The 24,942-nt window shown below is 60.4% G+C and carries 26 protein-coding genes; 19 read left to right on the top strand and 7 right to left on the bottom strand.

The features are described from left to right. Positions 1-110: 110 nt before the first annotated feature. Positions 111-356, bottom strand: coding sequence for a hypothetical protein (locus AACQ95_RS07255; RefSeq protein WP_241278185.1), 246 nt, complete (start codon positions 354-356; stop codon positions 111-113). 118 nt (positions 357-474) lie between these two features. Between AACQ95_RS07255 and AACQ95_RS07250 the strand changes: the two genes are divergently transcribed. Then, positions 475-1,767 (top strand): MFS transporter, encoded by a 1,293-nt coding sequence (locus tag AACQ95_RS07250; protein ID WP_241278184.1) that lies wholly within the window; start codon positions 475-477, stop codon positions 1,765-1,767. Between the two features lie 70 nt (positions 1,768-1,837). Here the strand turns inward: AACQ95_RS07250 and ahpF are convergent, their stop codons facing one another. The 3 genes from ahpF to AACQ95_RS07235 form a co-directional block, all read right to left on the bottom strand. Continuing rightward, positions 1,838-3,430 (bottom strand): alkyl hydroperoxide reductase subunit F, encoded by a 1,593-nt coding sequence (gene ahpF / locus AACQ95_RS07245; protein ID WP_241278183.1) that lies wholly within the window; start codon positions 3,428-3,430, stop codon positions 1,838-1,840. Positions 3,431-3,521: 91 nt separating this feature from the next. Further along, positions 3,522-4,088 carry an alkyl hydroperoxide reductase subunit C gene (gene ahpC, locus AACQ95_RS07240; protein WP_017411392.1) on the bottom strand — a complete coding sequence of 189 codons (567 nt, stop codon included), beginning with the start codon at positions 4,086-4,088 and terminating at the stop codon, positions 3,522-3,524. Between the two features lie 661 nt (positions 4,089-4,749). Next, a complete protein-coding gene (locus AACQ95_RS07235; protein WP_098984366.1) occupies positions 4,750-5,196 on the bottom strand; it encodes a CBS domain-containing protein in 447 nt (148 codons plus the stop codon). A gap of 211 nt (positions 5,197-5,407) precedes the next feature. On the opposite strand from AACQ95_RS07235, the gene queA reads away from it, so the two are divergent. The 7 genes from queA to nlpI all read left to right on the top strand — a co-directional run bounded on the left by queA (position 5,408) and on the right by nlpI (position 12,403). Then, a complete protein-coding gene (gene queA / locus AACQ95_RS07230; protein WP_241278182.1) occupies positions 5,408-6,475 on the top strand; it encodes a tRNA preQ1(34) S-adenosylmethionine ribosyltransferase-isomerase QueA in 1,068 nt (355 codons plus the stop codon). A gap of 70 nt (positions 6,476-6,545) precedes the next feature. After that, entirely contained in the window at positions 6,546-7,682 is a 1,137-nt protein-coding gene (gene tgt / locus AACQ95_RS07225; protein WP_042865859.1) for a tRNA guanosine(34) transglycosylase Tgt, read from the top strand. 50 nt (positions 7,683-7,732) lie between these two features. Next, a complete protein-coding gene (gene yajC, locus AACQ95_RS07220) occupies positions 7,733-8,068 on the top strand; it encodes a preprotein translocase subunit YajC (RefSeq protein ID WP_098984364.1) in 336 nt (111 codons plus the stop codon). Positions 8,069-8,086: 18 nt separating this feature from the next. Continuing rightward, positions 8,087-9,940 (top strand): protein translocase subunit SecD, encoded by a 1,854-nt coding sequence (secD, locus tag AACQ95_RS07215; protein WP_043555278.1) that lies wholly within the window; start codon positions 8,087-8,089, stop codon positions 9,938-9,940. 9 nt (positions 9,941-9,949) lie between these two features. Next, complete coding sequence (gene secF, locus AACQ95_RS07210) at positions 9,950-10,897, top strand: protein translocase subunit SecF (RefSeq protein WP_043136784.1); 948 nt, start codon at positions 9,950-9,952, stop codon at positions 10,895-10,897. 99 nt (positions 10,898-10,996) lie between these two features. Beyond that, entirely contained in the window at positions 10,997-11,365 is a 369-nt protein-coding gene (locus tag AACQ95_RS07205) for a rhodanese-like domain-containing protein (RefSeq protein ID WP_241278181.1), read from the top strand. A 90-nt stretch (positions 11,366-11,455) separates the two neighbouring features. Beyond that, on the top strand, positions 11,456-12,403 hold the full coding sequence (gene nlpI, locus AACQ95_RS07200) for a lipoprotein NlpI (RefSeq protein ID WP_280136097.1): 948 nt from the start codon (positions 11,456-11,458) through the stop codon (positions 12,401-12,403). Between the two features lie 167 nt (positions 12,404-12,570). Here the strand turns inward: nlpI and AACQ95_RS07195 are convergent, their stop codons facing one another. Next, positions 12,571-13,443 (bottom strand): U32 family peptidase, encoded by an 873-nt coding sequence (locus tag AACQ95_RS07195; protein WP_241278180.1) that lies wholly within the window; start codon positions 13,441-13,443, stop codon positions 12,571-12,573. Positions 13,444-13,457: 14 nt separating this feature from the next. Continuing rightward, positions 13,458-14,453, bottom strand: a complete 996-nt coding sequence (gene ubiU / locus AACQ95_RS07190; RefSeq protein WP_241278179.1) for a ubiquinone anaerobic biosynthesis protein UbiU — start codon at positions 14,451-14,453, stop codon at positions 13,458-13,460. A gap of 190 nt (positions 14,454-14,643) precedes the next feature. Between ubiU and ubiT the strand changes: the two genes are divergently transcribed. Next, positions 14,644-15,183 carry a ubiquinone anaerobic biosynthesis accessory factor UbiT gene (gene ubiT, locus AACQ95_RS07185; protein ID WP_043137002.1) on the top strand — a complete coding sequence of 180 codons (540 nt, stop codon included), beginning with the start codon at positions 14,644-14,646 and terminating at the stop codon, positions 15,181-15,183. Here ubiT and AACQ95_RS07180 read toward each other — a convergent pair. Then, the gene (locus AACQ95_RS07180) at positions 15,130-15,546 is read right to left on the bottom strand and encodes a hypothetical protein (RefSeq protein WP_043136773.1); all 417 of its coding nucleotides are present in this window, start codon (positions 15,544-15,546) and stop codon (positions 15,130-15,132) included. The two genes, ubiT and AACQ95_RS07180, sit on opposite strands and share 54 nt — an antisense overlap. Positions 15,547-15,726: 180 nt before the next feature. On the opposite strand from AACQ95_RS07180, the gene trmJ reads away from it, so the two are divergent. The 10 genes from trmJ to pepB (AACQ95_RS07130) all read left to right on the top strand — a co-directional run bounded on the left by trmJ (position 15,727) and on the right by pepB (AACQ95_RS07130) (position 24,794). Further along, on the top strand, positions 15,727-16,449 hold the full coding sequence (gene trmJ / locus AACQ95_RS07175) for a tRNA (cytosine(32)/uridine(32)-2'-O)-methyltransferase TrmJ (RefSeq protein ID WP_241278178.1): 723 nt from the start codon (positions 15,727-15,729) through the stop codon (positions 16,447-16,449). Between the two features lie 93 nt (positions 16,450-16,542). After that, complete coding sequence (gene iscR, locus AACQ95_RS07170; protein ID WP_042865866.1) at positions 16,543-17,046, top strand: Fe-S cluster assembly transcriptional regulator IscR; 504 nt, start codon at positions 16,543-16,545, stop codon at positions 17,044-17,046. Positions 17,047-17,103: 57 nt separating this feature from the next. Then, positions 17,104-18,318, top strand: coding sequence for an IscS subfamily cysteine desulfurase (locus AACQ95_RS07165; protein ID WP_043136767.1), 1,215 nt, complete (start codon positions 17,104-17,106; stop codon positions 18,316-18,318). 41 nt (positions 18,319-18,359) lie between these two features. Beyond that, positions 18,360-18,743: a Fe-S cluster assembly scaffold IscU gene (iscU, locus tag AACQ95_RS07160; RefSeq protein WP_005310405.1), complete on the top strand. Its 384-nt coding sequence runs from the start codon at positions 18,360-18,362 to the stop codon at positions 18,741-18,743. A gap of 15 nt (positions 18,744-18,758) precedes the next feature. Then, complete coding sequence (gene iscA, locus AACQ95_RS07155; RefSeq protein ID WP_042865868.1) at positions 18,759-19,082, top strand: iron-sulfur cluster assembly protein IscA; 324 nt, start codon at positions 18,759-18,761, stop codon at positions 19,080-19,082. Positions 19,083-19,194: 112 nt separating this feature from the next. Continuing rightward, complete coding sequence (gene hscB, locus AACQ95_RS07150; protein ID WP_043136762.1) at positions 19,195-19,713, top strand: co-chaperone HscB; 519 nt, start codon at positions 19,195-19,197, stop codon at positions 19,711-19,713. A gap of 28 nt (positions 19,714-19,741) precedes the next feature. Next, a complete protein-coding gene (hscA, locus tag AACQ95_RS07145; protein ID WP_241278177.1) occupies positions 19,742-21,604 on the top strand; it encodes a Fe-S protein assembly chaperone HscA in 1,863 nt (620 codons plus the stop codon). 1 nt (position 21,605) lies between these two features. Then, positions 21,606-21,944, top strand: a complete 339-nt coding sequence (gene fdx / locus AACQ95_RS07140) for an ISC system 2Fe-2S type ferredoxin (RefSeq protein WP_005310414.1) — start codon at positions 21,606-21,608, stop codon at positions 21,942-21,944. A gap of 158 nt (positions 21,945-22,102) precedes the next feature. Next, complete coding sequence (gene pepB, locus AACQ95_RS07135) at positions 22,103-23,407, top strand: aminopeptidase PepB (protein ID WP_103472925.1); 1,305 nt, start codon at positions 22,103-22,105, stop codon at positions 23,405-23,407. 103 nt (positions 23,408-23,510) lie between these two features. Next, positions 23,511-24,794: an aminopeptidase PepB gene (pepB, locus tag AACQ95_RS07130; RefSeq protein WP_043136753.1), complete on the top strand. Its 1,284-nt coding sequence runs from the start codon at positions 23,511-23,513 to the stop codon at positions 24,792-24,794. Positions 24,795-24,942: the final 148 nt, after the last annotated feature.

Genomic DNA, 24,942 nt, shown 5'->3' with positions numbered 1-24,942 from the left:
CGCGGGCCAGCTGCCCGATAAAACCAAGGCCACCCCAGCGGGTGGCCTTGTTGTTTATGGCGAATGTCTGACATGACATCACGCAGGAGCCTTCTCAGCCTCGGGCTGCGTCAGGATTTGGCCGGTGCGAGCAGGGCCAGGGCTTTGGCCAGGGTATCGACGGATTCCTGATGCTTGCCCGTCTTGTGCAGTGCCTCGCCTTCGGCGCGCAGCTGCTTCACCTCGGCCAGCTGCTCGGCGCTGAGGGCGGGGCCTGCGGCGAGGGCATCATCGATCTTCTTCATGTCTGCGGGGCAGTGAAACGCGAGGGCACTGCCGGCAAAGAGCAGGCCAATCAATAACAGGACAGGTTTCATCTTGGTTACCTCAATGGTGGGTCTCATCAAGGATAGTCCGGCCGTGGCGGGGCCGGTTGGGTTGAAGTGGGCGGGAAGCAAACGGTACCATGGCTGTTTAGCCCTACAGGGAGACCCCATGACACTCACAAGGTTGTTGTCACCCTTGGCCAGTCTGGTGATATTCATTCTGGGCCACGGCATGCTCAATACCCTGCTGACGGTGCGACTCTCGGCCGAGCAGGTGTCGGTGCAGGCCATAGGTCTGGTGTCGGCCGCCTATTTCGGCGGCCTGGTGCTGGGAGCCTTCGTCAACGCTCGCCTCATCATACGGGTCGGCCATATCCGGGCCTATGCGGCCTACGCCTCCCTGCTCTGTTTTCTGTTCCTGCTGCACGGCATGGTGGTGGAACCCGTCAGCTGGGCGGCGCTGCGGCTGCTGGGTGGCTTTGCCACAGGCGGCCTGTTCGTGGTGCTGGAGTCCTGGATGCTGGTTTCCAGCACCCCGGCCAACCGGGGGCGGCTGATGTCGCTCTACATGATACTGCTCTACGGATCTCTGGCCATGGGCCAGTTGCTGCTCAAGTGGGTGGATCCCATGGTGCTGACCCCGTTTGCCCTGTGCGCCATGGCGGCCACCCTGTCTGTGGTGCCGCTGGCGCTCTCCCGGGTGGCGACGCCCGCCATGGTGGCGCCCCAACCGGTCGGGGTGATCGAGCTGGTGCGGCTTACCCCGGCGGGTATGGGCAGCAGCTTCACCTCGGGCCTGATCCTCGGTGCCATCTACGGCCTGCTGCCACTCTATTTTACCGACAGCGGCGCCTCGCTCTCGCGGGTGGCGGACATGATGGCGCTGGTGATCCTGGGGGGCATGTGCCTGCAATATCCCATAGGCCGCATGTCCGATCGCTATGACAGGCGGCTGGTGATCCTGCTGCTCGGCGCCGTGCTGACCCTGCTCGCCCTGCTGATGGTGCTGTTGCCGGAGGCGTGGCGCGAGCCTGTCACCGGCACCCTGGTGTTCTTGCTGGGGGGGATGGCGTTTTCCATCTATCCCCTGAGCCTGAGTCACGCCTGCGATGAGCTGCGCCCGGATCAGGTGCTGGGGGCCAATCAGGGGCTGCTGCTCGCCTACAGCCTGGGGGCCATGATAGGGCCGCTGCTGGCGCCTTTCGTCATGCTGCAGTTCGGGCCGCAGGGCTTGTTCGTCTACTTCGCTCTGTGCGGCACCCTGCTGACGGCGTATCTGGGCTGGCGCAAGCGGCAGCGGGCCCCCATTCCGCTGGCCGATCATCAGGTGTTCATGCCGGTGCCGCCCAATACTCCCATGACTGCCGAACTGGAGCCGAGAACTGATCTGGCGGGGGAAGCTGTGCCTGCCAGCTATGCCACGTCTGAGTCGTCCGGGCCGCAGGATATGAAGGCCGGCTAGCGGTCGCTGAATCACGCGGATAAAAAAAGCCGGCTCCAGGGAGTCGGCTTTTTATTGGTAACGGAGACTATCAGGCGGTCACGGCATCGGCCTTGGCGGATGTCTCGGTGGCGTCCGGCGCCGCATTGCGGATGAGGTAATCAAATGCCCCCAGCGCAGCGGTCGCTCCTGCGCCCATGGAGATGATGATCTGCTTGAACGGCACCGTCGTGGCGTCGCCTGCGGCATAGACGCCGGGCAGGGAGGTGGCGCCCTTGGCGTCGATCTCTATCTCGCCAAAGCGGGTCAGTGCCACTTCACTCCCCTTGAGGAACTCGGTGTTCGGCACCAGGCCGATCTGCACGAAGATACCGGCGACCGCCAGATGCTTGATCTCGCCGGTGGTGCGATCTTCGTAATCCATGCCCACCACCTTGCTGCCGTCACCGATCACTTCCGTGGTGCGGGCGCTCATGATGATGTCGATGTTGCCCATGGAGCGCGCCTTCTTCTGCAGTACCTCGTCGGCGCGCAGGGTATCGGCGAACTCCACCACGGTCACGTGCTCGACGATGCCGGCGAGATCGATGGCCGCTTCTATGCCTGAGTTACCACCACCGATCACCGCCACCCGCTTGCCCTTGAAGAAGGGGCCGTCACAGTGCGGGCAGTAGGCCACGCCCTTGGTGCGGTATTCAAGTTCGCCCGGCACGTTCAGATCACGCCAGCGGGCACCGGTCGCCAGGATCACGGCGCGGCTCTTCAAGGTGGCGCCGGAGGCCAGCTCCACGTTCACATAGCCATCCTTGCTGATGGCGGCGGCGCGCTGCTCTGTGATCACTTCCACGCCGTACTGCTTGACGTGCTGCTCCAGACTGGCGGCCAGCTTGGGGCCTTCGGTGTAGGTTACCGAGATGAAGTTCTCGATGCCTACCGTGTCCATCACCTGACCACCGAAACGCTCGGCGACGATGGCGGTGCGAATGCCTTTGCGAGCGGCATAGATGGCAGCCGCGGCGCCAGCCGGGCCACCGCCCACTACCAGCACGTCGTAAGGCGCTTTTTCATTGAGCTCTTCAGCCTTGCGTTCTGCTGCGCCAGTGTCGAGCTTGGCCACTATCTCTTCCAGCGAGATGCGACCCTGGCTGAACGGTTGGCCGTTCATATAGACGTTCGGCACCGCCATGATCTGGCGCTCGTTCACTTCGTCCTGGAACAGGGCGCCGTCGATCATGGTGTGGGTGATGCCGGGGTTCAGGGTCGCCATCAGGTTCAGCGCCTGTACCACGTCCGGGCAGTTGTGGCAGGAGAGGGAAATGTAAGTCTCGAAGTGGAACTCGCCCTTGAGGTTGCGGATCTGCTCCTGCACGGCCGGATCGGCCTTGGAGGGGTGACCACCGCTTTGCAGCAGGGCGAGCACCAGGGAGGTAAATTCATGACCCATGGGGATGCCGGCAAAATGAACGCGCGGGGCCTGGCCCTTTGGCGCGATGCTCATGGAAGGCTTGCGAGCGGCAGTGCCAGAGGTCTGGGTAATCTTGGGGGACATCTCGCTGATCTCTGTGGCCAATGCCAGCAGCTCTGCGGATTTGTCACTGTCATTGCCGGACACGCTGATCTCGATGGGATTGACGATGTACTGCAGATAGGTGTTCAGCTGTTGTTTGAGGTTGGTATCCAACATCTTCGAATTCCTTCTTTTGATTGCGGGTCGGCGTTTTGTCAGGCCAGAAAGCAGACCGGCCCTTGAATGGGCCGGTCTTGGAAGCGGAGGCTTAGATTTTGCCTACCAGATCCAGGGACGGGGCCAGGGTGGCATCGCCTTCTTTCCACTTGGCCGGGCAGACTTCACCCGGGTGGGAAGCAACGTACTGGGCCGCTTTGACTTTGCGCAGCAGTTCCAGGGCGTCACGGCCGATGCCGCCAGCGTTGATTTCAACGATCTGGATGATGCCCTGCGGGTCGATGACGAAGGTGCCGCGGTCAGCCAGACCGGCTTCTTCGATCATGACGCCGAAGTTGCGGGTGATGGCGCCAGTCGGGTCACCAATCATCGGATACTGGATCTTCTGGATGGTGTCGGAGGTGTCGTGCCATGCCTTGTGGGTGAAGTGGGTGTCGGTGGAGACGGAGTAGATCTCGACGCCCAGCTTCTTGAATTCGGCGTAGTTGTCAGCCAGGTCACCCAGCTCGGTCGGGCAAACGAAGGTGAAGTCAGCCGGGTAGAAGAACACCACGGACCACTTGCCTTTCAGGTCAGCGTCAGACACCTGAACGAATTTGCCATTGTGGTAGGCGGTGGCGTTGAACGGCTTGATTTCAGTGTTGATGTAGGTAGACATGTATTAGCTCCTTGGTGATGTACATATGCCTGTCTGGTATTGAAGAGTCTGTCCGGACCAGGCGTTTAACGTTCGATGGATTCATCATAGGGGCTTCTCCTAATCGGTTAAAGCCGCAATTTTGAATCACTTCAATCTATCTATTAGATAACCTACCGCTGCTGTACCTAACATGAATATTTCTGACATGCAGAGGTAACCCCTTGTCGAGATTCAACATCTGTGCGGTTCTTGGGTTTTTCAAGGGGCGAATGGGCAGCTTTCTCGGGGGGACGGGGCGTGGCAGTGACGTACTGGGCGAAACACGCAAAAAGAGGGGGGCCCGGGGCAGGGCAGGAGGGTGCAGATAAAAAAAATCCCGGCGCTGTCGTAAGGACAAGGCCGGGTCATCAAACAAGGAATGGCTATATAAACAAAAGCTTTACAGCAAAGACTAACTACGGGGTGTGCAAACTTGCAGACATATGAGAGGAAGAGGCTGGGTGCACAATCCCTCGTCTCCCCCTCGGCAACTATTGCATGGGGGAGATAATAGTGTGATGCAGATCACAAAGCAAGGTTGTGGTGTAAATTTTCAATCAAAATGAAAGTCTTTCAGCTTTATTGCCGATTTCATGTGCTGAAAACGCTTTTATTGTAATTTTATTACAGGTTTTAAAGATCAGAAATCGCCGGGCGGTTCCTGTTCTTCCATCAGTTCGAGCAGGTTGATGGCAACCGCAATGAAATCCGACTCCGTGACTATGCCCACCAGTTTGCGCCCCTTGAGCACCGGCAGGCAGCCATATTTGTGGCGCTGCAGGTAGAGCGCCGCCTCCTTGATGCCGGCGTGGGGATCCACGCTCGCCACCTGGCGGGTCATGATCTCGTCGAGCTGGACGCTGTCGGTGAATTCCGCTTCCCGCTCCGGGTTGATGAGCAGCAGCTTGGACTCGCGGGTGGCCAGGATGTCGGTGAGGGTGACCAGACCCAGCAGGTGATGGTGCTCGTCGACGATGGGGATGTGGCGGATCCGCTCCTGCTGCATCAGATCCATCGCCTGTTTGACGCTGTTTTCCGGACCCAGAGTGAAGGGATGTTCTGTCATGATCTCGGATAAGGTCATCATGGTGGGCCTCCTTGTGTATCTGCTTTCACCCTAGCCCAGCCCCCACAGGCAAAACATGATCAGGGTCAATACAAAACCTTAAAGGTTTTTTAACTGGTCCTGCTTCACATAATTGCTCGCTATCCCTTGTCTCTCTTGGGTTTTTGGTCTTTTGGGTTGCCTTGGAAGAGGGGGATAACTAGACTAGCCGCCGATTCCCCCGAGGTGAAAGATGCAAGTATCCGATTTTCATTTTGATCTGCCAGACGAGCTGATTGCCCGCTATCCGATGGCAGAGCGTACCGCCAGCCGCCTGTTGCAGCTCGATGGTCAAAGCGGCGCCCTGCGCCATGGTCAATTTGTGGACGTGCTGGACCAGCTCAACCCCGGCGATCTGCTGGTATTCAACAACACCCGTGTCATTCCGGCGCGCATGTTTGGCCAGAAGGCCAGCGGCGGCAAGCTGGAGGTGCTGGTGGAGCGCATCCTGGATGAACACAGCGTGCTGGCTCACGTGCGCTCTTCCAAATCGCCCAAGCCCGGCACCCGTCTTATTCTGGATGGTGGGCCCGACGGTGAGAAAGTCGAAGCCGAGATGCGGGCCCGCCACGATGCCCTGTTCGAGATCCATTTCCAGGACCCCCGCCCCGTGCTGGAGATCCTGGAGGCCATAGGCCACATGCCGTTGCCCCCCTATATCGACCGCCCCGACGAGGATGCCGACAAGGAGCGTTACCAGACCGTTTACAACCAGAAGCCGGGCGCCGTGGCGGCGCCGACCGCCGGCCTGCACTTCGATGAGCCGCTGCTCGAGCGGATCAAGGCCAAGGGTGTGGAGCTGGCCTTCGTCACCCTGCATGTAGGGGCGGGGACCTTCCAGCCGGTGCGGGTGGACAAGATTGAAGATCACCACATGCACTCGGAATATGCTGAAGTGCCGCAGGAGGTGGTGGATGCCATAGCCGCAACGCGCGCCCGCGGTGGCCGGGTGATTGCGGTGGGGACCACCTCGGTACGCTCGCTCGAGAGCGCCGCCAAGGTGAGCCTGGCTCAGGGCAAGCCGCTGGCGCCGTTTTTCAGCGACACCGACATCTTCATCTTCCCCGGCTACCAGTTCCAGGTGGTCGATGCCATGGTGACCAACTTCCATCTGCCGGAGTCGACCCTGATCATGCTGGTCAGCGCCTTCGCCGGGTACGATCACGTGATGGCGGCCTATCAGGCGGCCGTGACCGAAAATTACCGTTTCTTCAGCTACGGGGACGCCATGTTCGTCACCCGTCGCCGGGCGGTGGCATAAGCCTCGCCCTTTATACCGGGCCTTCGGGCTCTCTATTGTCAGACTGTTTCTCTGACGCAACGAGGTAGCAATGAAATTTGAACTGAAAACCACCGACGGCCGTGCCCGTCGCGGCCAGTTGGTATTCGAGCGCGGCACAGTGCAGACCCCAGCCTTTATGCCGGTCGGTACCTATGGCACCGTCAAGGGGATGACCCCGGAAGAAGTGCGCGAGACAGGTGCCCAGATCCTGCTTGGCAACACCTTCCACCTCTGGCTGCGGCCGGGGCAGGAAGTGATGCGCGCCCACGGCGATCTGCATGACTTCATGAACTGGCAGGGCCCGATCCTGACCGACTCGGGTGGTTTCCAGGTGTTCAGCCTGGGGCACATTCGCAAGATCACCGAGGCGGGCGTGCACTTCCGTCACCCCATCAATGGCGAGAAGATCTTCCTCGACCCCGAGAAATCCATGGAGATCCAGTACGATCTGGGCTCCGATATCGTGATGATCTTCGACGAGTGCACCCCGTATCCGGCCACGTACGAAGAGGCGCGCAAGTCCATGGAGATGTCCCTGCGCTGGGGCAAGCGCTCGCGCGACAAGTTTGATGCCCTGGGCAACAAGAATGCCCTGTTCGGTATCATTCAGGGCTCCGTGTATGAAGAGCTGCGGGATGTCTCTCTCAACGGCCTGCTGGAGATCGGCTTCGACGGTTATGCGGTCGGTGGTCTGGCGGTGGGTGAGCCCAAGGAAGACATGCATCGCATCCTCGAACACGTCTGCCCGAAAATTCCGGCCGACAAGCCGCGTTACCTGATGGGCGTGGGCAAGCCGGAAGACTTGGTGGAAGGGGTGCGCCGCGGGGTCGACATGTTCGACTGCGTGATGCCGACCCGCAATGCCCGCAACGGCCATCTGTTCACCACAGATGGTGTGGTCAAGATCCGCAACGCCAAGTATCGCAGCGACACCAGCACCCTGGATGCCGATTGCGATTGCTACACCTGCAAGAACTACACCCGCAGCTATTTGTACCATCTGGACAAGTGCAACGAGATCCTCGGTGCCCGTCTGAACACCATTCACAACCTGCGTTATTACCAGCGTGTGATGCAGGGTTTGCGGGACGCGATCGAGCAGGGTAAATTAGACGACTTTGTAGCTGAGTTTTACCGTCGGCAAGGGAAGCCTGTGCCTCCGTTAGCTGAAAATGACGTGAAATAACAACGATATATAAGCCAGTTCTCAAATCTACATCAATAAGAGGTTGTTAAATGAGCATTATCTCCAAGGCGTATGCAGAAGGCGCAGTTCCGGGTGCACAGGGTGGTGGTATGGAAATGATCATCATGCTGGCCGTGTTCGGCCTTATTTTCTACTTCATGATCTATCGTCCCCAGGCCAAGCGCGCCAAGACTCATCGTGATCTGATGAGCTCCCTCTCCAAGGGTGATGAAGTGCTCACTTCCGGTGGCCTAGTCGGCAAGATTGCCAAGGTGTCCGCCGATAGCGAATACATTGTGCTGGCCCTGAATGATCAGACTCAAGTCACCATCAAACGTGATTTCGTCTCTGCCGTTCTGCCCAAGGGTTCTATTCAGTCCCTTTAATCTCCCGAGGAGCACAGCGTGTTAAATCGCTATCCGCTGTGGAAATACCTGATGGTGGTCTTCGTGATCGCCATCGGTTTTCTATATGCAGCCCCCAATCTTTACGGCGAAGACCCGGCCTTGCAGATCTCTGCCAGCCGGGGTGCCGAAGTCAAGCTAGAGACGCTTGATCTGGTGAAAGAGACGCTGGATGCGGCTCAGATCCCGGTCAAGCATGCTGCGTTCGAGCACGGTTTCATTCTGATCCGTTTCAAGAACACCGAAGAACAGCTCAAGGCGCGCGACGTCGTCGCCAACAAGCTGGGCGACAACTTCATTACCGCTCTCAACCTGGCACCCTCCACGCCTGCCTGGCTCGAAGCCATCGGTGCCAACCCGCTCAAGCTGGGTCTTGACCTGCGCGGCGGTGTGCACTTCCTGATGGAAGTGGACATGGCCGAGGCGCTGACCAAGCAGCAAGAGCAGATGGTGCAGGATTTCCGCGCCGAGCTGCGTACCCAGAAGATCCGTTATTCCGGCGTGCGTCGGGCCGGTGATCAGGTTCAGGTGCTGTTCCGCGATGAAGCGGATCAGGCCAAGGCGGTCTCTCACCTGCGTCGTCAGAACCCAGATCTCACCTTTACCACAGAACAGAAGGGGGATGAGTTCATCCTGCTGGCGGGTCTGAGTGAAGCCAAGATCAAGGAAGTGAAGAAGTACGCCCTCGAGCAGAACATCACCATCATCCGTAACCGGGTGAACGAGCTGGGTGTGGCCGAGCCGCTGGTACAACAGCAGGGTGCCGAGCGCATCGTGGTGGAGCTGCCCGGTATTCAGGACACGGCCCGTGCCAAGGAGATCCTGGGCGCGACCGCGACCCTGGAATTCCACATGGTCGATGAGACTGCCGACATCCAGGCTGCCGCCGATGGCCGGGTGCCACCGAGCTCCAAGGTCTACAACGATCGCAACGGCCGTCCCGTCGTGCTGCAAAAGCGCATCATACTGACCGGTGACCACATAGTGGGTGCCCAGTCTGGTTTCGACGAATACAGCCGTCCCCAGGTCAACATCAAGCTTGATGGCCAGGGTGGCAACAAGATGGCCAACTTTACCAAGGACAACGTCGGTAAAGGCATGGCCACAGTGTTCATCGAATACAAGCCGGTCGGTCAGCCGGGTCCGGATGGCAAGCGCAAGTTCCGCAAGCAGGAGGAGGTGATCAACGTCGCCACCATCCAGTCGCGTCTTGGCAGCCAGTTCCGCATCACGGGTATCGACAACGCGAACGAAGCCCACAACCTGGCGCTGCTGTTGCGTGCCGGTGCCCTGATAGCCCCGATCCAGATCGTCGAAGAACGCACCATAGGCCCGAGCCTGGGTCAGCAGAACATCGACAGCGGTATGGAAGCCATCGGCTGGGCCATGCTGGTGATCGTGCTGTTCATGGGGATCTACTACCGTGCATTCGGCTGGGTGGCCAACCTGGCGCTTACCATGAACCTGGTGCTGATCGTCGGCATCATGTCGATGATCCCCGGGGCCACCATGACACTGCCGGGCATTGCCGGTATCGTCCTGACCTTAGGGATGGCGGTGGATGCCAACGTGCTGATCTACGAGCGTATTCGTGAAGAGATCCGCAACGGTCGCGGGGTGCAGCAAGCCATCCATCTGGGCTTCGACCGCGCCTTCTCGACCATCGCCGACTCCAACGTCACCTCGCTCATCACCTGCGTGATCCTGTTCGGTATCGGCACCGGCGCCATCAAGGGCTTCGCCCTGACGCTGGGCATTGGTCTGAGTGCCTCCATGTTTACGGCCATCACGGTATCCCGCGCCATCATCAACCTGGCCTGGGGTGGACGGCGCATCGACAAGCTGCCGATCTAAGGAAGAGACATGTTTCAGATTCTACATTTTGAAAAGCCCATTCCCTTCATGCGCTTCGCCAAGTCGGGAATGGTGTTCTCTGCCCTGCTGACGATACTCGCCCTGTTCTGCCTGTTCGATCGGGGTCTGAACTGGGGTCTGGACTTCACCGGTGGTACCACCATAGAGGTGGGATTCCAGCAATCGGTGAGCCTGGACAAGATGCATGAGGCGCTGGATCAGCAGAAGATTGAAGGGGCGACCCTGCAATTCTTCGGCTCCAGCCGTGACGTGCTGGTGCGTATGACCCCGAAAGAGGGGGTCAAGGTGGAGCAGCAGGGTAACGAAGTGCTGGCTGCAGCCAAGTTGATCGATCAGAGCGCCGTGCTCAAGCGCGTCGAATTCGTCGGCCCCTCAGTGGGTGACGAGCTGGCGACCGACGGTGCCCTGGCCATGCTGGCCTCCATCATCTGTATCCTGATCTACGTGGCTGTGCGCTTCGAATGGCGTCTGGCCATGGGGGGCATTCTCTCTCTGGCGCACGATGTCATCATCACCCTCGGCATCTTCGCCTACTTCCAGTACGAGTTCGACTTGACCGTGCTGGCGGCGCTGATGACGCTGGTGGGTTACTCCCTGAACGACACCATAGTGGTGTTCGACCGGCTGCGGGAGAACTTTCGCAAGGTGCGCAAGGGAAATACCAGCGAAATCATGGATCTTTCCATGACCGAGACCCTGAGCCGGACCATCATCACCTCGGGGTTGACCTTCGTGGTGGTAGTGGCGCTGCTGCTCAAGGGCGGTCCGCTGATCCACGGTTTTGCCATCGCCATGGTGATCGGGGTGGCCTTCGGGACCTACTCCTCCATCTATGTGGCGAGTGCCTCAGCCATGTTCTTCGGGGTCAAGCGGGAGCACATGCTGCCGACCCAGGTGGAAAAAGAGGGCGCGGATCAGCAAGAGATCCTGCCGTAAACGACAAGGGCGCCGCGAGGCGCCCTTTCTCTTATGGCCCGGGTGAGTCATTATGCTCCCCGTTACCCATCTCCTATCATCCAAGGCAAGGAGCAAGCCATGCAACACAATCCCCGTTTTCTGGCGCTGGTAGAGGCCGTTCGTCCCCAGGTGCAAGAGACAGACGTGCATCAGGTCAAACGCTGGCAGGATGAGGGGCGCGCCTTTCATCTGATCGACGTGCGGGAAGAGAGCGAGTGGGCAAGGGGTCATCTGCCGGGGGCCGAATACCTGGGCCGTGGCGTGATAGAGCGCGACATAGAGACTCGTTATCCGGATCCGGCCACCGAGCTCTACCTCTATTGTGGTGGGGGATTTCGCTCCATCCTGGTGGCGGATAACCTGCAGAAGATGGGTTATAGCCAGGTTGTCAGCGTAGATGGTGGCTTTCGGGGCTGGTGTGATGCCGGATACCCTGTCGAATCCTGATTTATTTGAGGGAGAGAGGATCAGCCACATGACAAAGTGTCGGTTGACCTTTACCATATGCGGGGTCAAGCGTAAGCGTCGGAGTGTTCATTGAACGTCAGGAAAGGGATTGGATACCTCCTTGGTATCCTGTTGCTGCTCCCCATGTGGGGTTGCAGCAGTAGCAGTCAGGTTGAAGCGCCTCAAGTTCCCAAGCCGCAACCCGCTTCACTGGTATTGGCGACCCCCCTGCAGGTCTCTTACCAGAGCGAGTTGGCGTTGGCGCGACTCGGGCAGATGCTCGGTGAGATGGAATTGACCACCGAGCAACGGGCTGAACTGTTTTATGAGCGTGCCGTGGTGTTTGACCGGGTCGGCTTGCGCTCCCTGGCTAGGCTGGATTTCAACCGGGCCTTGCGGGAGAAACCGGATTTTGCCGAGGCCTACAACTTCATCGGTGTCTATCTGGTGCAGCAGCAGAATTATGACGAAGCCTACGAGGCATTTGATTCCGCTCTCGAGCTGGCTCCCGATTATGACTATGCCTATCTCAACCGTGGCATAGCGCTCTATTACGGCAATCGTCCCGAGCTGGCCGCAGCCGATATGAAACGCTTCTATGAAGCGCAGCCGGAAGATCCCTATCGGGTGATCTGGCTCTATCTGGCCGAGCAGAAGCTCAACGCGCCGGCCGCCATGAGCCGGATGCGCGAGCGTCTCAACAAATATGACGATGACGCCTGGAACTGGGATCTGGTTCGCCTCTACACAGGCGAGCTCAATGCGACCCAGTTGATGGGCAACGTGGTGAAAGGGGTGAAGGACAACCGGGAGCTTGCCGAGCGCCTGTGTGAAACCTATTTCTACCTCGGCAAGTTTGAACTGGCCAAGGGCAACCGCAAGGAAGCCATCAGCTACTTCAAGCTGGCACTCGCCAACAACGTGTACGACTTCATCGAGCACAGATATGCCCTGCTCGAGCTGGAGCTGATGGCGCGCAAACCCTTGCCGCCGGGTGCCCAGAGCGCACAGGGCAAGAGCAGCAAGCAGGCCTCCTGATTACAGGCTCTCGCGATGTAAAAAAGGCCTCACAATGAGGCCTTTTTGCTGTCTGAGCTCTGGCATGGGTGTGGCGTTATTCCACTAGGCCTATGCCGGGGGTATTTGGCAACAGTAGCCGTGGCAACAGCGCCCAGACCTGTCTGCGCTCTGGCATGGGAGTGGCGTTATTCCACCAGGCTCATGCCGGGGATCTGACGCCAGTAACCGTTGCAGTCCCGCTCCTGCTGCAGGGGGAGAGGAGCCTGACCCTGCACATTGGCCTTGAAGCTGGCCAGCATCTCCAGTGTCTCCATCCCTTCGGGAGAGAGGCGCACCACGTCCACCAGACCGTCCATCGTTTTGAGCTCGTTGCCCAAGTTGTAGCAGTAGCCGGACTGGGTCTGGATACCGTTGAGGTTGAACACCTTCTGTCCCTCCCGGCTGCTGGCGAGGCGCCCCGTGGGGTAGTGGATACAGGCGAGCTCGCAGCTGTCCTTGGGCTTGTCGAGGGAGCGGGCGGTGAAGCAGCGCGCCGAGTAGGCGAGCGGCAGGTGGCCGTAGGCGAACACCTCCACTTCGAACTGCTGGCGAGCGCTGCCCAGATCCTGATTGAGCTGCACCAGCCAGTCGCGCGACAGCTCCACCGGCATCACCCAGCGTTGCATCCCCTGTTTGAGCAGCATGCGCAGCACGTCGGCGTTGTAGGCATTGATGGCCGGACCGCAGACAAACGGGATCCCCGCCTCCCAGGCAAGTTGCACCGTGCCGAGATCGTTGGCCTCGACCATGAGATCGCCATTGTCGACCAGCCGCTTCACCTCCTTGAGCTCCGAGGGGGCCGAGATCAGCGCCAGGGTGGAGAGCACCGCCTGCTTGCCCGAGGTCGCCACCTGGCGGGCGAGGGCGATCCAGTCATCTACTTTCAGTTCGCGGCGCTTGCTGCAGACGGTTTCCCCCAGATAGATGATGTCCGCCTGGCTTTGTGCCGCGGCGTCGTAGAAGGTCTGGGTGTCGGCCTTGGGCCAGTAGAAGAGCAGAGGCCCGAGAGAGAATTGCATGTGGTTGAGCTCCTTTATTGCCACTGACGATGATAGGCACCCAGGGTAGTCTGACTCCCCTCGGAGACGCGGGCGAGCTGGGCATCCCACTCGGCCTTGACGCTATAGCCCTCGGGATTGGCCTGGTAGGCATCGATGGCCGCGCGCCAGACCCGGGTGACCTGCTCCACGTAGGCGGGACTGCGCTGGCGCCCCTCGATCTTGACCGACTGGATCCCGGTCTGGAACAGCTCGGGCAAGAGGCCGAGCGTGTTGAGACTGGTCGGCTCCTCCAGGGCGTGGTAGGTCTGGCCATCCACCTCGAAGCGGCCCTTGCACAGGGTCGGGTAACCGGCGTTTTCACCCGGGCCGTAGCGGTCGATCAGCACCTCGTTGAGGCGGGACTCGAGGCCAGTCGGTGTCTCCTCCCAGCGCACAAACTTGGCCGGTGAGCAGGCACCCACGGTATTGGGACTCTCGCCTGTCATGTAGGAGGAGAGATAGCAGCGCCCCTCGGCCATGATGCAGAGGCTGCCAAAGGCGAACACCTCGAGGCCGACATCGGTCTCGCGGGCCAGCTGTCTGACCTGATGCATGGAGAGCACCCGTGGCAACACCACCCGGCCGACGTTGAAATGCTGCTGATAGAAGCGGATGGCGGCGGCATTGGTGGCGCTGGCCTGCACAGAGACGTGCAGCTCCATGTCCGGATGATGGCGGCTGGCGTAATCGAGCACGGCGAGATCGGCGATGATCAGGGCGTCGGCACCGAGCGCCACCCCCCGGTCCACAGCCTGCTTCCATCTGGCATCCGAGCCCGGGTGGGCGAAGGTATTGATGGCGATGTGCAGCTTGCGGCCATGCTGGTGCACGTAGTCCACCGCCTTTTCCAGCTTGCTGTCGGTGAAGTTGAGGCCGGCAAAGTGGCGGGCATTGGTGTCATCCTTGAAACCGATGTAAACCGCATCGGCCCCGTTATCCACGGCTGTTTTCAGTGCCGGCAAACTGCCTGCCGGACAGAGTAATTCCATCGGGTACGCTCCGAGAGGGCAAAAAATGCAAAAGTGGCCCGATTGTATTCATCGATGCCTTCCCACTTTTTGACCTGAGGCAGCTTTGTGTGGCTTTACCCTTCTTGAGGTAAGTCGGCACAAGTTTGATTTCCAACAGGATCCAGAGCGTGGCCCTGTGTTTGAATGCGCAAAAAACTGGGAGTTTATCGTGTTTCAACAACTGCAATGTCGCCTGGTCGAACAGGCTCCCCGCTTTCTGCGCCGCCCCCTCAAGTTGGTGCCGTTTGCGCTGCAGCAGAACCTGATGGAGCGCCTGCTGGCACGGGTGTTCAAGGAAGCCATCCAGGATGGTGACTTCGAATTTCTGGCCGGCAAATGGCTCAAGGTCGAGGTATCGGATCTCGAGCTGTGCTGGTTCATCAGCGAACAGGATGGAAAACTGGTGGTGGCCCGCGATTGTGAGCGGGCGGATGTCTGCTTCAGCGGCACCACCAACGACCTCATATTGATCGCCGGTCGCAAGGAAGATCCCGATTCCCTTTTCTTTCAGCGGAAGCTGAAGATTGAAGGGGATACCGAGCTGGGACTGGAGGTGAAGAACCTGATGGACAGCCTGGATCTGGCTGGCTTGCCGAGCCTGATGCGCTACCCGCTGATGGATCTTGCCACCTTCATCGAACGGGCACGGACCGCGTCAGCGCAGGAGCCGCACTCTGCGCCGACGGGCGGGGTCCCGTCTCAGGTGTGATGCCAGGCCACCGGCATGGTGGCGATAGTGACTGCGTGCCCACAGACAGCGGCAGGCCCAGACGCAAGGGAGCAAGGCCAGCAGGGCAGTGGCGTTGGGGAGGCGGGAGAGCAACAGGCCCAGCGCCAGCCAGACGAAGGGCTGCGCCTCGTACAGCCACTCCGGCTGGAACCAGCGTTTGGTCGGAAAGATGACCAGATCGGTGCGCCGATAGCTGGATCGCATCATCCAGATGACGGCACCTGCGACAAACAACAGGCTGCCCGCCAGCCAGAGCAAGGGGGTCTGGGTAAGCGTGAGCGTGCCGACCGCGGTCAGCAGATAGCAGACGGGTAACCTCTCATAAAGCCAGCGTGGGCACATGTTGCCTCCGCTCCTAGATCCACACATCCTCCAAGTTTAGCCTGCGGTCAGCCTCCGCTCATGATGCTTTGTTCTACACAATGATGGTTTTGTTGTGAAATGGCGCGCCTTTTACGGTGCCAAAATAGCGATTGGCTATGTTACAATTGCGCGCCATTTTTGACTGAAGATTGACTGGGCATGTTGGATCAGATTCGTATCGTGTTGGTAAACACTTCTCACACCGGCAACATGGGCTCTGCGGCGCGCGCCATGAAGACCATGGGACTGACTCAACTGGTGTTGGTTGATCCGCAGACCCTGCCAGATGACAACGCCATGGCCCTGGCTGCAGGGGCCAGCGATGTACTGGCCAATGCCCGTATCGTCTCGACGCTGGATGAAGCCATTGCCGATTGTGGTCTGGTCATAGGCACCAGCGCCCGTTCCCGGACCCTGAGCTGGCCCATGCTGGATCCTCGCGAAGCGGGGGAGAAGGCTGTGGTGGAGGGCGTGAAGCATCCGGTGGCCCTGGTGTTTGGTCGTGAACGCACCGGTCTCACCAACGACGAGCTGCAGAAGTGCCACTACCACGTGGCCATTGCGGCCAACCCCGAATACAGCTCCCTCAATCTGGCCATGGCGGTGCAGACCATCTGCTACGAAGTGCGGATGCACTGGTTGCAGGATCAGGTTCCCGAGGTGGAGAGCGAGGCGGATTATCCCAGTGCCGATCAGCTGGAAGGTTTCTATCAGCACCTGGAGCAGACCCTGCTCAAGACGGGTTTCATCGCCGATGATCATCCGGGGCAGGTGATGAGCAAGCTGCGTCGCCTGTTCAATCGAGCCCGTCCGGAAACGGTGGAACTCAACATTCTGCGCGGCATTTTGACCTCGGTACAGAAGCCGAAACCGCAGGATTAAACCTGACTGGTTTACTCAACCATATACTTGACTGTTTTAGTCGGGTATGTGACCATATGCCCATATTGATTGGTTCGCAAGACGGTAAGGCATATGAGACTGACCTCAAAAGGACGTTACGCTGTGACTGCCATGCTCGACGTGGCGTTGCATGCAGAGCAGGGGCCCGTGCCTCTGGCTGATATTTCAGAACGCCAGGGCATCTCCTTGTCCTATCTGGAGCAACTGTTTGCCCGCCTGCGCAAGCATGGCCTGGTGAGCAGCGTACGTGGCCCGGGTGGCGGTTATCGCCTCGGTCTGGCCCCTGATGCCATCTCGGTCGGTCAGGTGATCACCGCGGTCGACGAGTCGGTGGATGCCACCAAGTGCCTCGGCAAAGGCGGCTGCCACGGCGGCACCCAGTGCCTCACTCACTCCCTGTGGCGTGATCTCAGCGAGCGCATTTCCAGTTTCCTGGGGGATATCACCCTGGCAGAGCTGGTGGGTCAGGCGGATGTGCGCCGGATCGCCGGCAAGCAAGACGAACAAATGAAAACCGTGTTGTCCCTGGTTGATCGGGCAGAACGCGGCGATGTGAGCTTGAAAGTCCAACTATAAACAAACGTGCTTTCCACAGTCGGTCGATGTGTGACCCTGGCTGTAACGGAGAAAAACATGAAACTGCCTATTTACCTTGATTATTCGGCAACCTGTCCGGTGGACCCGCGTGTCGCAGAAAAAATGATGCAGTGTCTCACCATGGATGGCCTGTTCGGCAATCCAGCATCCCGTTCCCACCGCTTTGGCTGGCAAGCCGAAGAGGCGGTAGACCTGGCCCGTAATCAAGTGGCAGAGCTGATCGGTGCCGACCCGCGCGAGATCGTCTTCACCTCCGGCGCGACAGAATCCAACAACCTGGCCATCAAGGGCGTTGCCCATTTCTATGCTGGCAAGGGCAAACACATCATCACCTCCAAGACAGAGCACAAGGCAGTACTTGACACCTGCCGCCAGCTGGAGCGTGAAGGCTATGAGGTGACCTACCTCGAGCCGATGCCGAACGGCCTGTTCACTCTGGAGCAGATCGAAGGTGCCCTGCGCGATGACACCATTCTGGTCAGCATCATGCATGTGAACAACGAGATCGGCGTGGTGCAGAACATTGCCGCCATCGGCGATCTGTGCCGCTCCCGCAAGATCCTGCTGCACGTGGACGCTGTCCAGAGCGTGGGCAAGATCCCGGTGGATGTGGAAGCCCTGAAAGTGGATCTGCTCTCCATGTCCGCCCACAAGGTATACGGCCCCAAAGGCATAGGTGCCCTCTACGTGCGCCGCAAGCCGCGCGTTCGTCTGGAAGCCCAGATGCACGGTGGCGGTCATGAGCGCGGCATGCGTTCCGGCACCCTGCCGACCCACCAGATCGTCGGCATGGGCGAGGCCTTCCGCATCGCCAGGGAAGAGATGGTGAGTGAAGGTCAACGCATCATGGCCCTGCGTCAGCGTCTGTGGGATGGCATCAAGGACATCGAAGCCGTTTACATCAACGGTGACCTTGAACAGCGTGTGCCGGGCAACCTGAACGTCAGCTTCGCCTATGTGGAAGGGGAATCCCTCATCATGGCGTTGAAGGATCTGGCGGTCTCTTCCGGCTCTGCCTGTACCTCGGCCAGCCTGGAGCCCTCCTATGTGCTGCGTGCACTGGGTCTGAACGACGAGCTGGCGCACAGCTCCATTCGTTTCAGTCTGGGTCGCTTCACCACAGAAGAAGAGATTGATTACGCAATCAAGCTTATCCGTGACTCCATCGGTCGTTTGCGCGAGATGTCTCCCCTGTGGGAGATGTACAAAGACGGCGTCGATCTGAACACGGTCGAATGGGCTCATCACTGATCCACAGGATCAGTGATCAACGGAATTAGCAGGAGTTAGATATGGCTTACAGTGAAAAAGTAATCGACCACTACGAGAATCCCCGCAACGTAGGTGGCTTCGACAAGAACGATCCCAACATTGCGACCGGCATGGTTGGCGCCCCGGCTTGTGGCGACGTGATGAAGCTGCAGCTGAAGATCAGCGACGACGGCATCATCGAAGATGCCAAGTTCAAGACCTATGGCTGTGGTTCCGCCATTGCCTCCAGCTCCCTGGTGACCGAGTGGGTCAAGGGCAAGACCCTGGACGAAGCCGCCGGCATCAAGAACACCGACATCGCCGAAGAGCTGGCCCTGCCGCCGGTGAAGATCCACTGCTCCATTCTGGCTGAGGACGCCATCAAGGCCGCCATCGCCGATTATAAGCAGAAGAAAGGTCTCTAAGGTCAGGAGCGCAGTATGGCCATTACCATGACAGATGCCGCAGCGGCACGGGTTTCCTCTTTTCTGACCAACCGGGGCAAGGGCATTGGCCTGCGCCTCGGCGTCAAGACCACCGGCTGTTCGGGTCTTGCCTATGTGCTCGAGTTTGTCGATGAGCTGGCGGATGAAGATCAGGTGTTTGAGCAAAACGGTGTCAAAGTCATCGTCGATGCCAAGAGCCTGATCCATCTGGATGGCACCGAGCTGGACTTCGTCAAGGAGGGGCTCAACGAGGGCTTCCAGTTCAACAACCCCAACGCCAAGGGCGAGTGTGGTTGTGGCGAAAGTTTCAGTGTCTAACCGATTTGACGCACGGCATGTCTTGCCGCTTGAACTGGCCGGAAACGGCCAGTTCAACATCGCCAGCGCCAAGGGCGAGTGTGGTGATGGCGAACGTGTCTAAGAGGCTTGCATGAATCATTTCGAGCTGTTTGGGCTGGTTGAAGGCTTCGAGCTCGATACCCGTCAGCTGGCGGACACCTACCGTCAGTTGCAAACCCAGTTCCACCCCGATCGTTTTGCCACGGCTCCCGAGCGGGAGCAGCTGGTTGCGGTGCAACGTGCCGCCCAGATCAACGATGCCTTCACGACCCTCAAGGCGCCCCTTCGCCGAGCCGAGTATCTGCTCTCCCTGCGCGGCACCGAACTTCGTGGCGAGCAGCAAACCCTGCAAGACACTACCTTCCTGATGCAGCAACTGGAGTGGCGCGAGCGACTGGCCGACCTGAAAGGGGAGCCCGAGCCTGAGCGCGCCATCAAGGATTTTCGCCACGAAATCAGGCATGATCACCAGTTGTTGATGCAACGCCTGACGCAGGATCTCGCCGCTGGCGATGATGTGAGCGCGGCTGATTGCGTTCGCAAACTCAAGTTTGTCGACAAGCTCCTCGAAGAGCTGGAACGATTCGAAGACTCGCTGTTCGAGTCTTGATCCTTTAACGCTGGAATTTTGATTACCCATGGCATTACTGCAAATCGCCGAGCCCGGCCAGAGCGCCGCACCTCATCAGCATAAACGTGCCGTTGGCATCGATCTTGGCACCACCAACTCTCTCGTTGCTGCGGTTCGCAGCGGCCACGCCGATACTCTCTGCGACGAGCAGGGGCGCGATCTGCTGCCATCCGTGGTGCACTATCAGTTCGACAATGGTCAGGCTGATGCGATCCGGGTCGGCTTCGACGCCAAGCGCGAGGCGGCCCTCGATCCGCACAACACCATCGTCTCCGCCAAGCGAATGATGGGCAAGGCACTGGCCGATATTGATACCCGCCAGCAGCCTTATGAGTTCGTGGCCGCCGATAACGGCATGCCCCAGTTGCAGACCCGTCAGGGGCTGGTCAACCCGGTGCAGGTCTCAGCCGAAATCTTGAAGAAACTGGCCGAGCGGGGCGCCGCCGCACTGGGTGGCGAGCTGGATGGCGTTGTCATTACCGTGCCCGCCTATTTCGATGACGCCCAGCGTCAGGGCACCAAGGACGCGGCCCGTCTGGCCGGTCTGCACGTGCTGCGCCTGCTCAACGAGCCGACCGCGGCCGCCATCGCCTACGGCCTCGACTCCGGTCAGGAAGGGGTGATAGCTGTCTATGACCTCGGCGGCGGTACCTTCGACATCTCCATCCTGCGGCTGCACCGCGGCGTGTTCGAGGTGATGGCCACCGGCGGCGACTCCGCCCTCGGCGGCGATGATTTCGATCACCTGCTGGCGGACTGGATCAAGGCGCAAGCCGGCCTTGAAGGCCAGCTCGACGCCCGTACCCAGCGCGAGCTGCTGGACGTGGCCGCCGCCGTCAAACACGGCCTGACCGATGCCGATCGGGTGCCCTGTGCCTTTGCCGGCTGGCAGGGAGAGGTGAGCCGCAGCCAGTTTGATGAGCTCATCATGCCGCTGGTCAAGCGCACCCTGCTGGCTTGCCGCCGCGCCCTGCGCGATGCGGGGCTGGAGCAGGTGGAAGTGCTGGAAGTGGTGATGGTCGGTGGTTCCACCCGAGTTCCGCTGGTGCGCGAGCTGGTGGGCGATTTCTTCCAGCGTCCGCCGCTGACCAGTATCGACCCGGACAAGGTGGTGGCCATCGGCGCCGCCATCCAGGCCGACATCCTGGTGGGCAACAAGCCCGATGCCGAGATGCTGCTGCTGGACGTGATCCCGCTCTCCCTGGGGCTCGAGACCATGGGTGGCCTGGCCGAGAAGGTGATCCCGCGCAACACCACCATACCGGTGGCCCGCGCCCAGGAGTTCACCACCTTCAAGGATGGCCAGACCGCGATGGCGATCCACGTGGTGCAGGGCGAACGCGAGCTGGTGGCCGATTGCCGCTCCCTGGCCCGGTTCACCCTGACCGGCATTCCGCCGATGGCGGCGGGCGCCGCCCACATTCGCGTCACCTTCCAGGTGGATGCGGATGGTCTGCTGTCGGTCAGCGCCATGGAGAAATCCTCCGGCGTGCAGGCCGAGATCCAGGTCAAGCCCTCCTACGGGCTGGGGGAGGAGGACATACTCACCATGCTGAGCGCCTCCATCGCCAATGCCCAGCAAGACATGGATGCCCGCATGCTGGCAGAGCAGCAGGTGGAGGCCGATCGTGTGGTCGAAAGCCTCAACGCCGCGCTGGCCGCCGACGGCGATGCGCTGCTGAGCGCCGCCGAGCGCGCCGCCATCGACGGTGCTATCACCCATCTGCTGGCCATGCGCGCCACAGGGACAACCAATCAAATCAAAGATGCCATCGAGGCGGCGGACGCCGCCAGTGGCGAATTTGCAGCCCGCCGGATGGATGCCTCCATCCGCAAGGTGCTGACCGGACAAAACGTCAACAAGGTGTAATATGCCAAAACTGATTATTCTGCCCCATCCCGAGCTCTGTCCGGACGGTGCCGCCCTCGAAGGCAAGAGTGGCGAGACCATTCTGGACGTGGCGCTGCGCAACGGCATCGAGATCGAGCACGCCTGCGAGAAGTCCTGCGCCTGTACTACCTGTCACTGCGTGGTGCGGGAGGGGTTCGACTCCCTCGAGCCGAGCGATGAGCTGGAAGATGACATGCTGGACAAGGCATGGGGACTGGAGCCGGAATCCCGCCTCAGTTGCCAGGCCCGTCTGGCGGACGAGGATCTGGTGGTGGAACTGCCCAAGTACACCATCAACCTCGCCTCAGAACGCCATTGATGACGCCTTAATTACACATGAGTGAATTGAGCGTGCAGCATCCCATGGTGCAGTAATGATATGGTGAAGGCCGTGACCCTCGAGGGGAACGGCCTTTTTTGTGCTCGTTATTTCCCTGTTCATGAATGAAAGTGCCAATAAAAAGGAAGCAAGCGAAGATGGCTGACATGATGAAGGTTCTGTTGTCCACCCAGGCCGCCGCCGCCCATTGGGGCGAAGGCGCCCTGCTCAGTTTCAACGATGACCAGGTGCTGATCCATCTGGACCTTGCCCGCCAGGAGCCGGATGCACTGCGTGCCATCCAGCGTGCTGGCCGTCGACTCGAGTCGACCGGCATCAAGCGGGTCAAGCTGGCTGGTGACGCCTGGGATCTGGAGCGCCGCTATGCGTTCGCCCAGGGCTTCTATGCCGCCAAGGGCGTGCGTGAGCTTGACCTCGGTGAGCAGAGTGTTGCTGATGCACGCGAGCTGGATGCGCTGATCAAGGCGAGCCGCTGGGTGCGCGAGGTGACCAACGGTTGCCCGGAAGACATTTATCCCATGAGCCTGGCGGAATCCGCCCTGCTGCTCATTCGCGGTCTGGCCGGGGATCAGGTGACTGCCCGTATCACGGCTGGTGAGGCGCTGCGTGAAGCCGGCCATATCGGGATCTGGTCGGTGGGCCGTGGCAGCGAGCGCGAACCCGTGCTGCTGGAGCTGGACTACAACCCGACCGGGGATCGCAACGCCCCCGTGGTGGCGGCCCTGGTGGGCAAGGGCATCACCTTCGACTCCGGTGGCTACTCCATGAAGTCCTCTGACAACATGCTGCCGATGAAGTCCGATATGGGCGGCGCCGCCATGGTGACCGGTGCCCTGGCGCTGGCCATCAGTCGCGGTCTCAAGCAAAGGGTCAAGCTGATCCTCTGCTGCGCCGAGAACCTGGTCTCCGGCCATGCCTTCAAGCTGGGTGATATCCTCACCTACAAGAACGGTATCTCGGTCGAGATCCAGAACACCGATGCCGAAGGGCGTCTGGTGCTGGCCGACGGCCTGATGGCCGCATCCGACAGTGGCGCCGCCTATATTCTCGATGCCGCCACCCTGACCGGCGCCGCCAAGACGGCGCTGGGCCGCGACTACAACGCCGTGTTTGCCCTCGATGAGACCGAGCAGCAACGCGCCCTGGCGGCCGCCAAAGCCGAACAGGAGAAGGCCTGGGCCCTGCCGCTGGAACCCTGGCATGCCAGCCAGCTCACCTCCGCCTTTGCCGAGCTGGGTAACGTGGCCTCCGCCGAGGGCACGGCCGGTGCCACCACGGCGGCCGCGTTTCTGTCCCGCTTCGTGCGTGACGAGGGGCGGGGCTGGGTGCACCTGGATCTGGCGGCTTCCTATCAAAAATCCGGCAACGATCTGTGGGCGACCGGTGCCAAGGGCCATGGCCTGCGCACTATCGCTCGCTGGCTGCAGGAGGTGACACAATGAGTGTCTGGCTGAATCAAGAATTGGGTGATGGTTTGGGACAACCGGCGCAAAGAGCCACGGCCTGCGCATTATCGGTAGCCCGCAGGCTGCAGGAGGAGACAGCATGAACGTCTGGTTAAGCCGTGAGTTTGCGCCAGCCGAGTGGGGGGAGGGAGCGCTGCTCTCTCACCGCGCCGATGGCATGGTGATCCATCTGGTCACCGCCACGCCACTGCTCGATATCCAGCAGGCGGCGCGTCGTCTGTGCAGCCAGGGGATCCAGAAGGTGGCGCTGGCCGGTCATTGGGAGCGCGAACAGCAGTGGGCCTTCGCCCAGGGGCTGCAAACGCCCAAGGCCGAGGTCGAATTGCAGTGGGCCACCTCGTCGGAAGAGGACAGGGAAGAGCTGGAGGCACGCTGGCTGTGCGGGCGCTGGGTGCGCGAGATGACCAATGCTACCCCGGAGCAGCTGGGGCCGCTGGAGCTGGCGGTGGAGGCGGCGGCCTTCATCACAGAGCTGGCGCCGGACAAGGTGAGCCACCGCATTTTGAAAGGTGAAGCCTTGCAACAGGCTGGCTGGGTCGGCCTCTATCAGGTGGGCCGTGGCAGCGAGCGCGAACCCGTGCTGCTGGAGCTGGACTTCAACCCGGGGCGGGATCCCAAGGCGCCGGTGGCAGCCGCTCTGGTGGGCAAGGGCATCACCTTCGACTCGGGTGGCTACTCCATGAAGAGCTCGGAAGGCATGCTCACCATGAAGTGCGACATGGGCGGAGCGGCCATTGTCACGGGCGCGCTGGCGCTGGCCATCTTGCGCGGACTCGACAAGCGGGTGAAGCTCATCCTCTGCTGCGCCGAGAACCTGGTCTCGGGTCACGCCTACAAGCTGGGTGACATCCTCACCTACAAGAACGGCACCACGGTGGAGATCGTCAACACCGACGCCGAAGGGCGCCTGGTGCTGGCCGATGGGCTGCAACTGGCGAGCGACAGCGGGGCGCCGCTCATCATAGATGCCGCCACCCTGACCGGCGCCGCCGTGATGGCGCTGGGGGGACGTTACAACGCCCTGTTTGGCCTGGACAAGGGGCTGCTGAGCCGGGCCATGGTCTACGCCGATGCGGAGCAGGAGCCGGCCTGGCCGTTGCCGCTGGAGCCCTGGCATCGCCAGCAGTGTCCGTCCCACTATGCCGACACGGCCAACAGTCGTCCGGTCAAGGGCGGCGGTCCGGGTGGTGCTTCCAATGCGGCGGGCTTCCTCTCCCGTTTTGTCGCGAGCGAGGGGCAGGGCTGGTTGCATATCGATCTGGCCGCCTGTTTCAGCGACAACGGCGACAGCCTGTGGGCGCCGGGGGCCAATACCCTGGGCATGCGCACCATAGCGCATACCCTGCTGGCGGAAGCGCGCTGAGCAGAGAGACAATCGTCAAGGAAGGGCACCTGAGGGTGCCCTTTTCAACCGTGCTGGATGAGTGAGCAATAGGCAGGGTTTCAGAGGCTTAACATTGCTATCGTGCACAAGCGCACATTTTTTCCTGCTGCCCTGGGCCAAGATGAGT

Origin of the sequence: Aeromonas sp. MR19, from assembly GCF_963899305.1 — a bacterium.
Classification (GTDB): domain Bacteria; phylum Pseudomonadota; class Gammaproteobacteria; order Enterobacterales; family Aeromonadaceae; genus Aeromonas; species Aeromonas bestiarum.
The sequence above is the reverse complement of the archived record's forward strand: the minus strand, read 5'-3'. Positions and strand labels throughout refer to the sequence as shown.

Coding starts and splice junctions, on each gene's coding strand:
- AACQ95_RS07255 (WP_241278185.1), bottom strand. CDS start 356: ATGAAACCTGTCCTGTTATTGATTGGCCTGCTCTTTGCCGGCAGTGCC.
- AACQ95_RS07250 (WP_241278184.1), top strand. CDS start 475: ATGACACTCACAAGGTTGTTGTCACCCTTGGCCAGTCTGGTGATATTC.
- ahpF (WP_241278183.1), bottom strand. CDS start 3,430: ATGTTGGATACCAACCTCAAACAACAGCTGAACACCTATCTGCAGTAC.
- ahpC (WP_017411392.1), bottom strand. CDS start 4,088: ATGTCTACCTACATCAACACTGAAATCAAGCCGTTCAACGCCACCGCC.
- AACQ95_RS07235 (WP_098984366.1), bottom strand. CDS start 5,196: ATGATGACCTTATCCGAGATCATGACAGAACATCCCTTCACTCTGGGT.
- queA (WP_241278182.1), top strand. CDS start 5,408: ATGCAAGTATCCGATTTTCATTTTGATCTGCCAGACGAGCTGATTGCC.
- tgt (WP_042865859.1), top strand. CDS start 6,546: ATGAAATTTGAACTGAAAACCACCGACGGCCGTGCCCGTCGCGGCCAG.
- yajC (WP_098984364.1), top strand. CDS start 7,733: ATGAGCATTATCTCCAAGGCGTATGCAGAAGGCGCAGTTCCGGGTGCA.
- secF (WP_043136784.1), top strand. CDS start 9,950: ATGTTTCAGATTCTACATTTTGAAAAGCCCATTCCCTTCATGCGCTTC.
- AACQ95_RS07205 (WP_241278181.1), top strand. CDS start 10,997: ATGCAACACAATCCCCGTTTTCTGGCGCTGGTAGAGGCCGTTCGTCCC.
- AACQ95_RS07195 (WP_241278180.1), bottom strand. CDS start 13,443: ATGCAATTCTCTCTCGGGCCTCTGCTCTTCTACTGGCCCAAGGCCGAC.
- ubiU (WP_241278179.1), bottom strand. CDS start 14,453: ATGGAATTACTCTGTCCGGCAGGCAGTTTGCCGGCACTGAAAACAGCC.
- AACQ95_RS07180 (WP_043136773.1), bottom strand. CDS start 15,546: ATGTGCCCACGCTGGCTTTATGAGAGGTTACCCGTCTGCTATCTGCTG.
- trmJ (WP_241278178.1), top strand. CDS start 15,727: ATGTTGGATCAGATTCGTATCGTGTTGGTAAACACTTCTCACACCGGC.
- iscR (WP_042865866.1), top strand. CDS start 16,543: ATGAGACTGACCTCAAAAGGACGTTACGCTGTGACTGCCATGCTCGAC.
- AACQ95_RS07165 (WP_043136767.1), top strand. CDS start 17,104: ATGAAACTGCCTATTTACCTTGATTATTCGGCAACCTGTCCGGTGGAC.
- iscU (WP_005310405.1), top strand. CDS start 18,360: ATGGCTTACAGTGAAAAAGTAATCGACCACTACGAGAATCCCCGCAAC.
- iscA (WP_042865868.1), top strand. CDS start 18,759: ATGGCCATTACCATGACAGATGCCGCAGCGGCACGGGTTTCCTCTTTT.
- hscB (WP_043136762.1), top strand. CDS start 19,195: ATGAATCATTTCGAGCTGTTTGGGCTGGTTGAAGGCTTCGAGCTCGAT.
- hscA (WP_241278177.1), top strand. CDS start 19,742: ATGGCATTACTGCAAATCGCCGAGCCCGGCCAGAGCGCCGCACCTCAT.
- fdx (WP_005310414.1), top strand. CDS start 21,606: ATGCCAAAACTGATTATTCTGCCCCATCCCGAGCTCTGTCCGGACGGT.
- pepB (WP_103472925.1), top strand. CDS start 22,103: ATGGCTGACATGATGAAGGTTCTGTTGTCCACCCAGGCCGCCGCCGCC.
- pepB (WP_043136753.1), top strand. CDS start 23,511: ATGAACGTCTGGTTAAGCCGTGAGTTTGCGCCAGCCGAGTGGGGGGAG.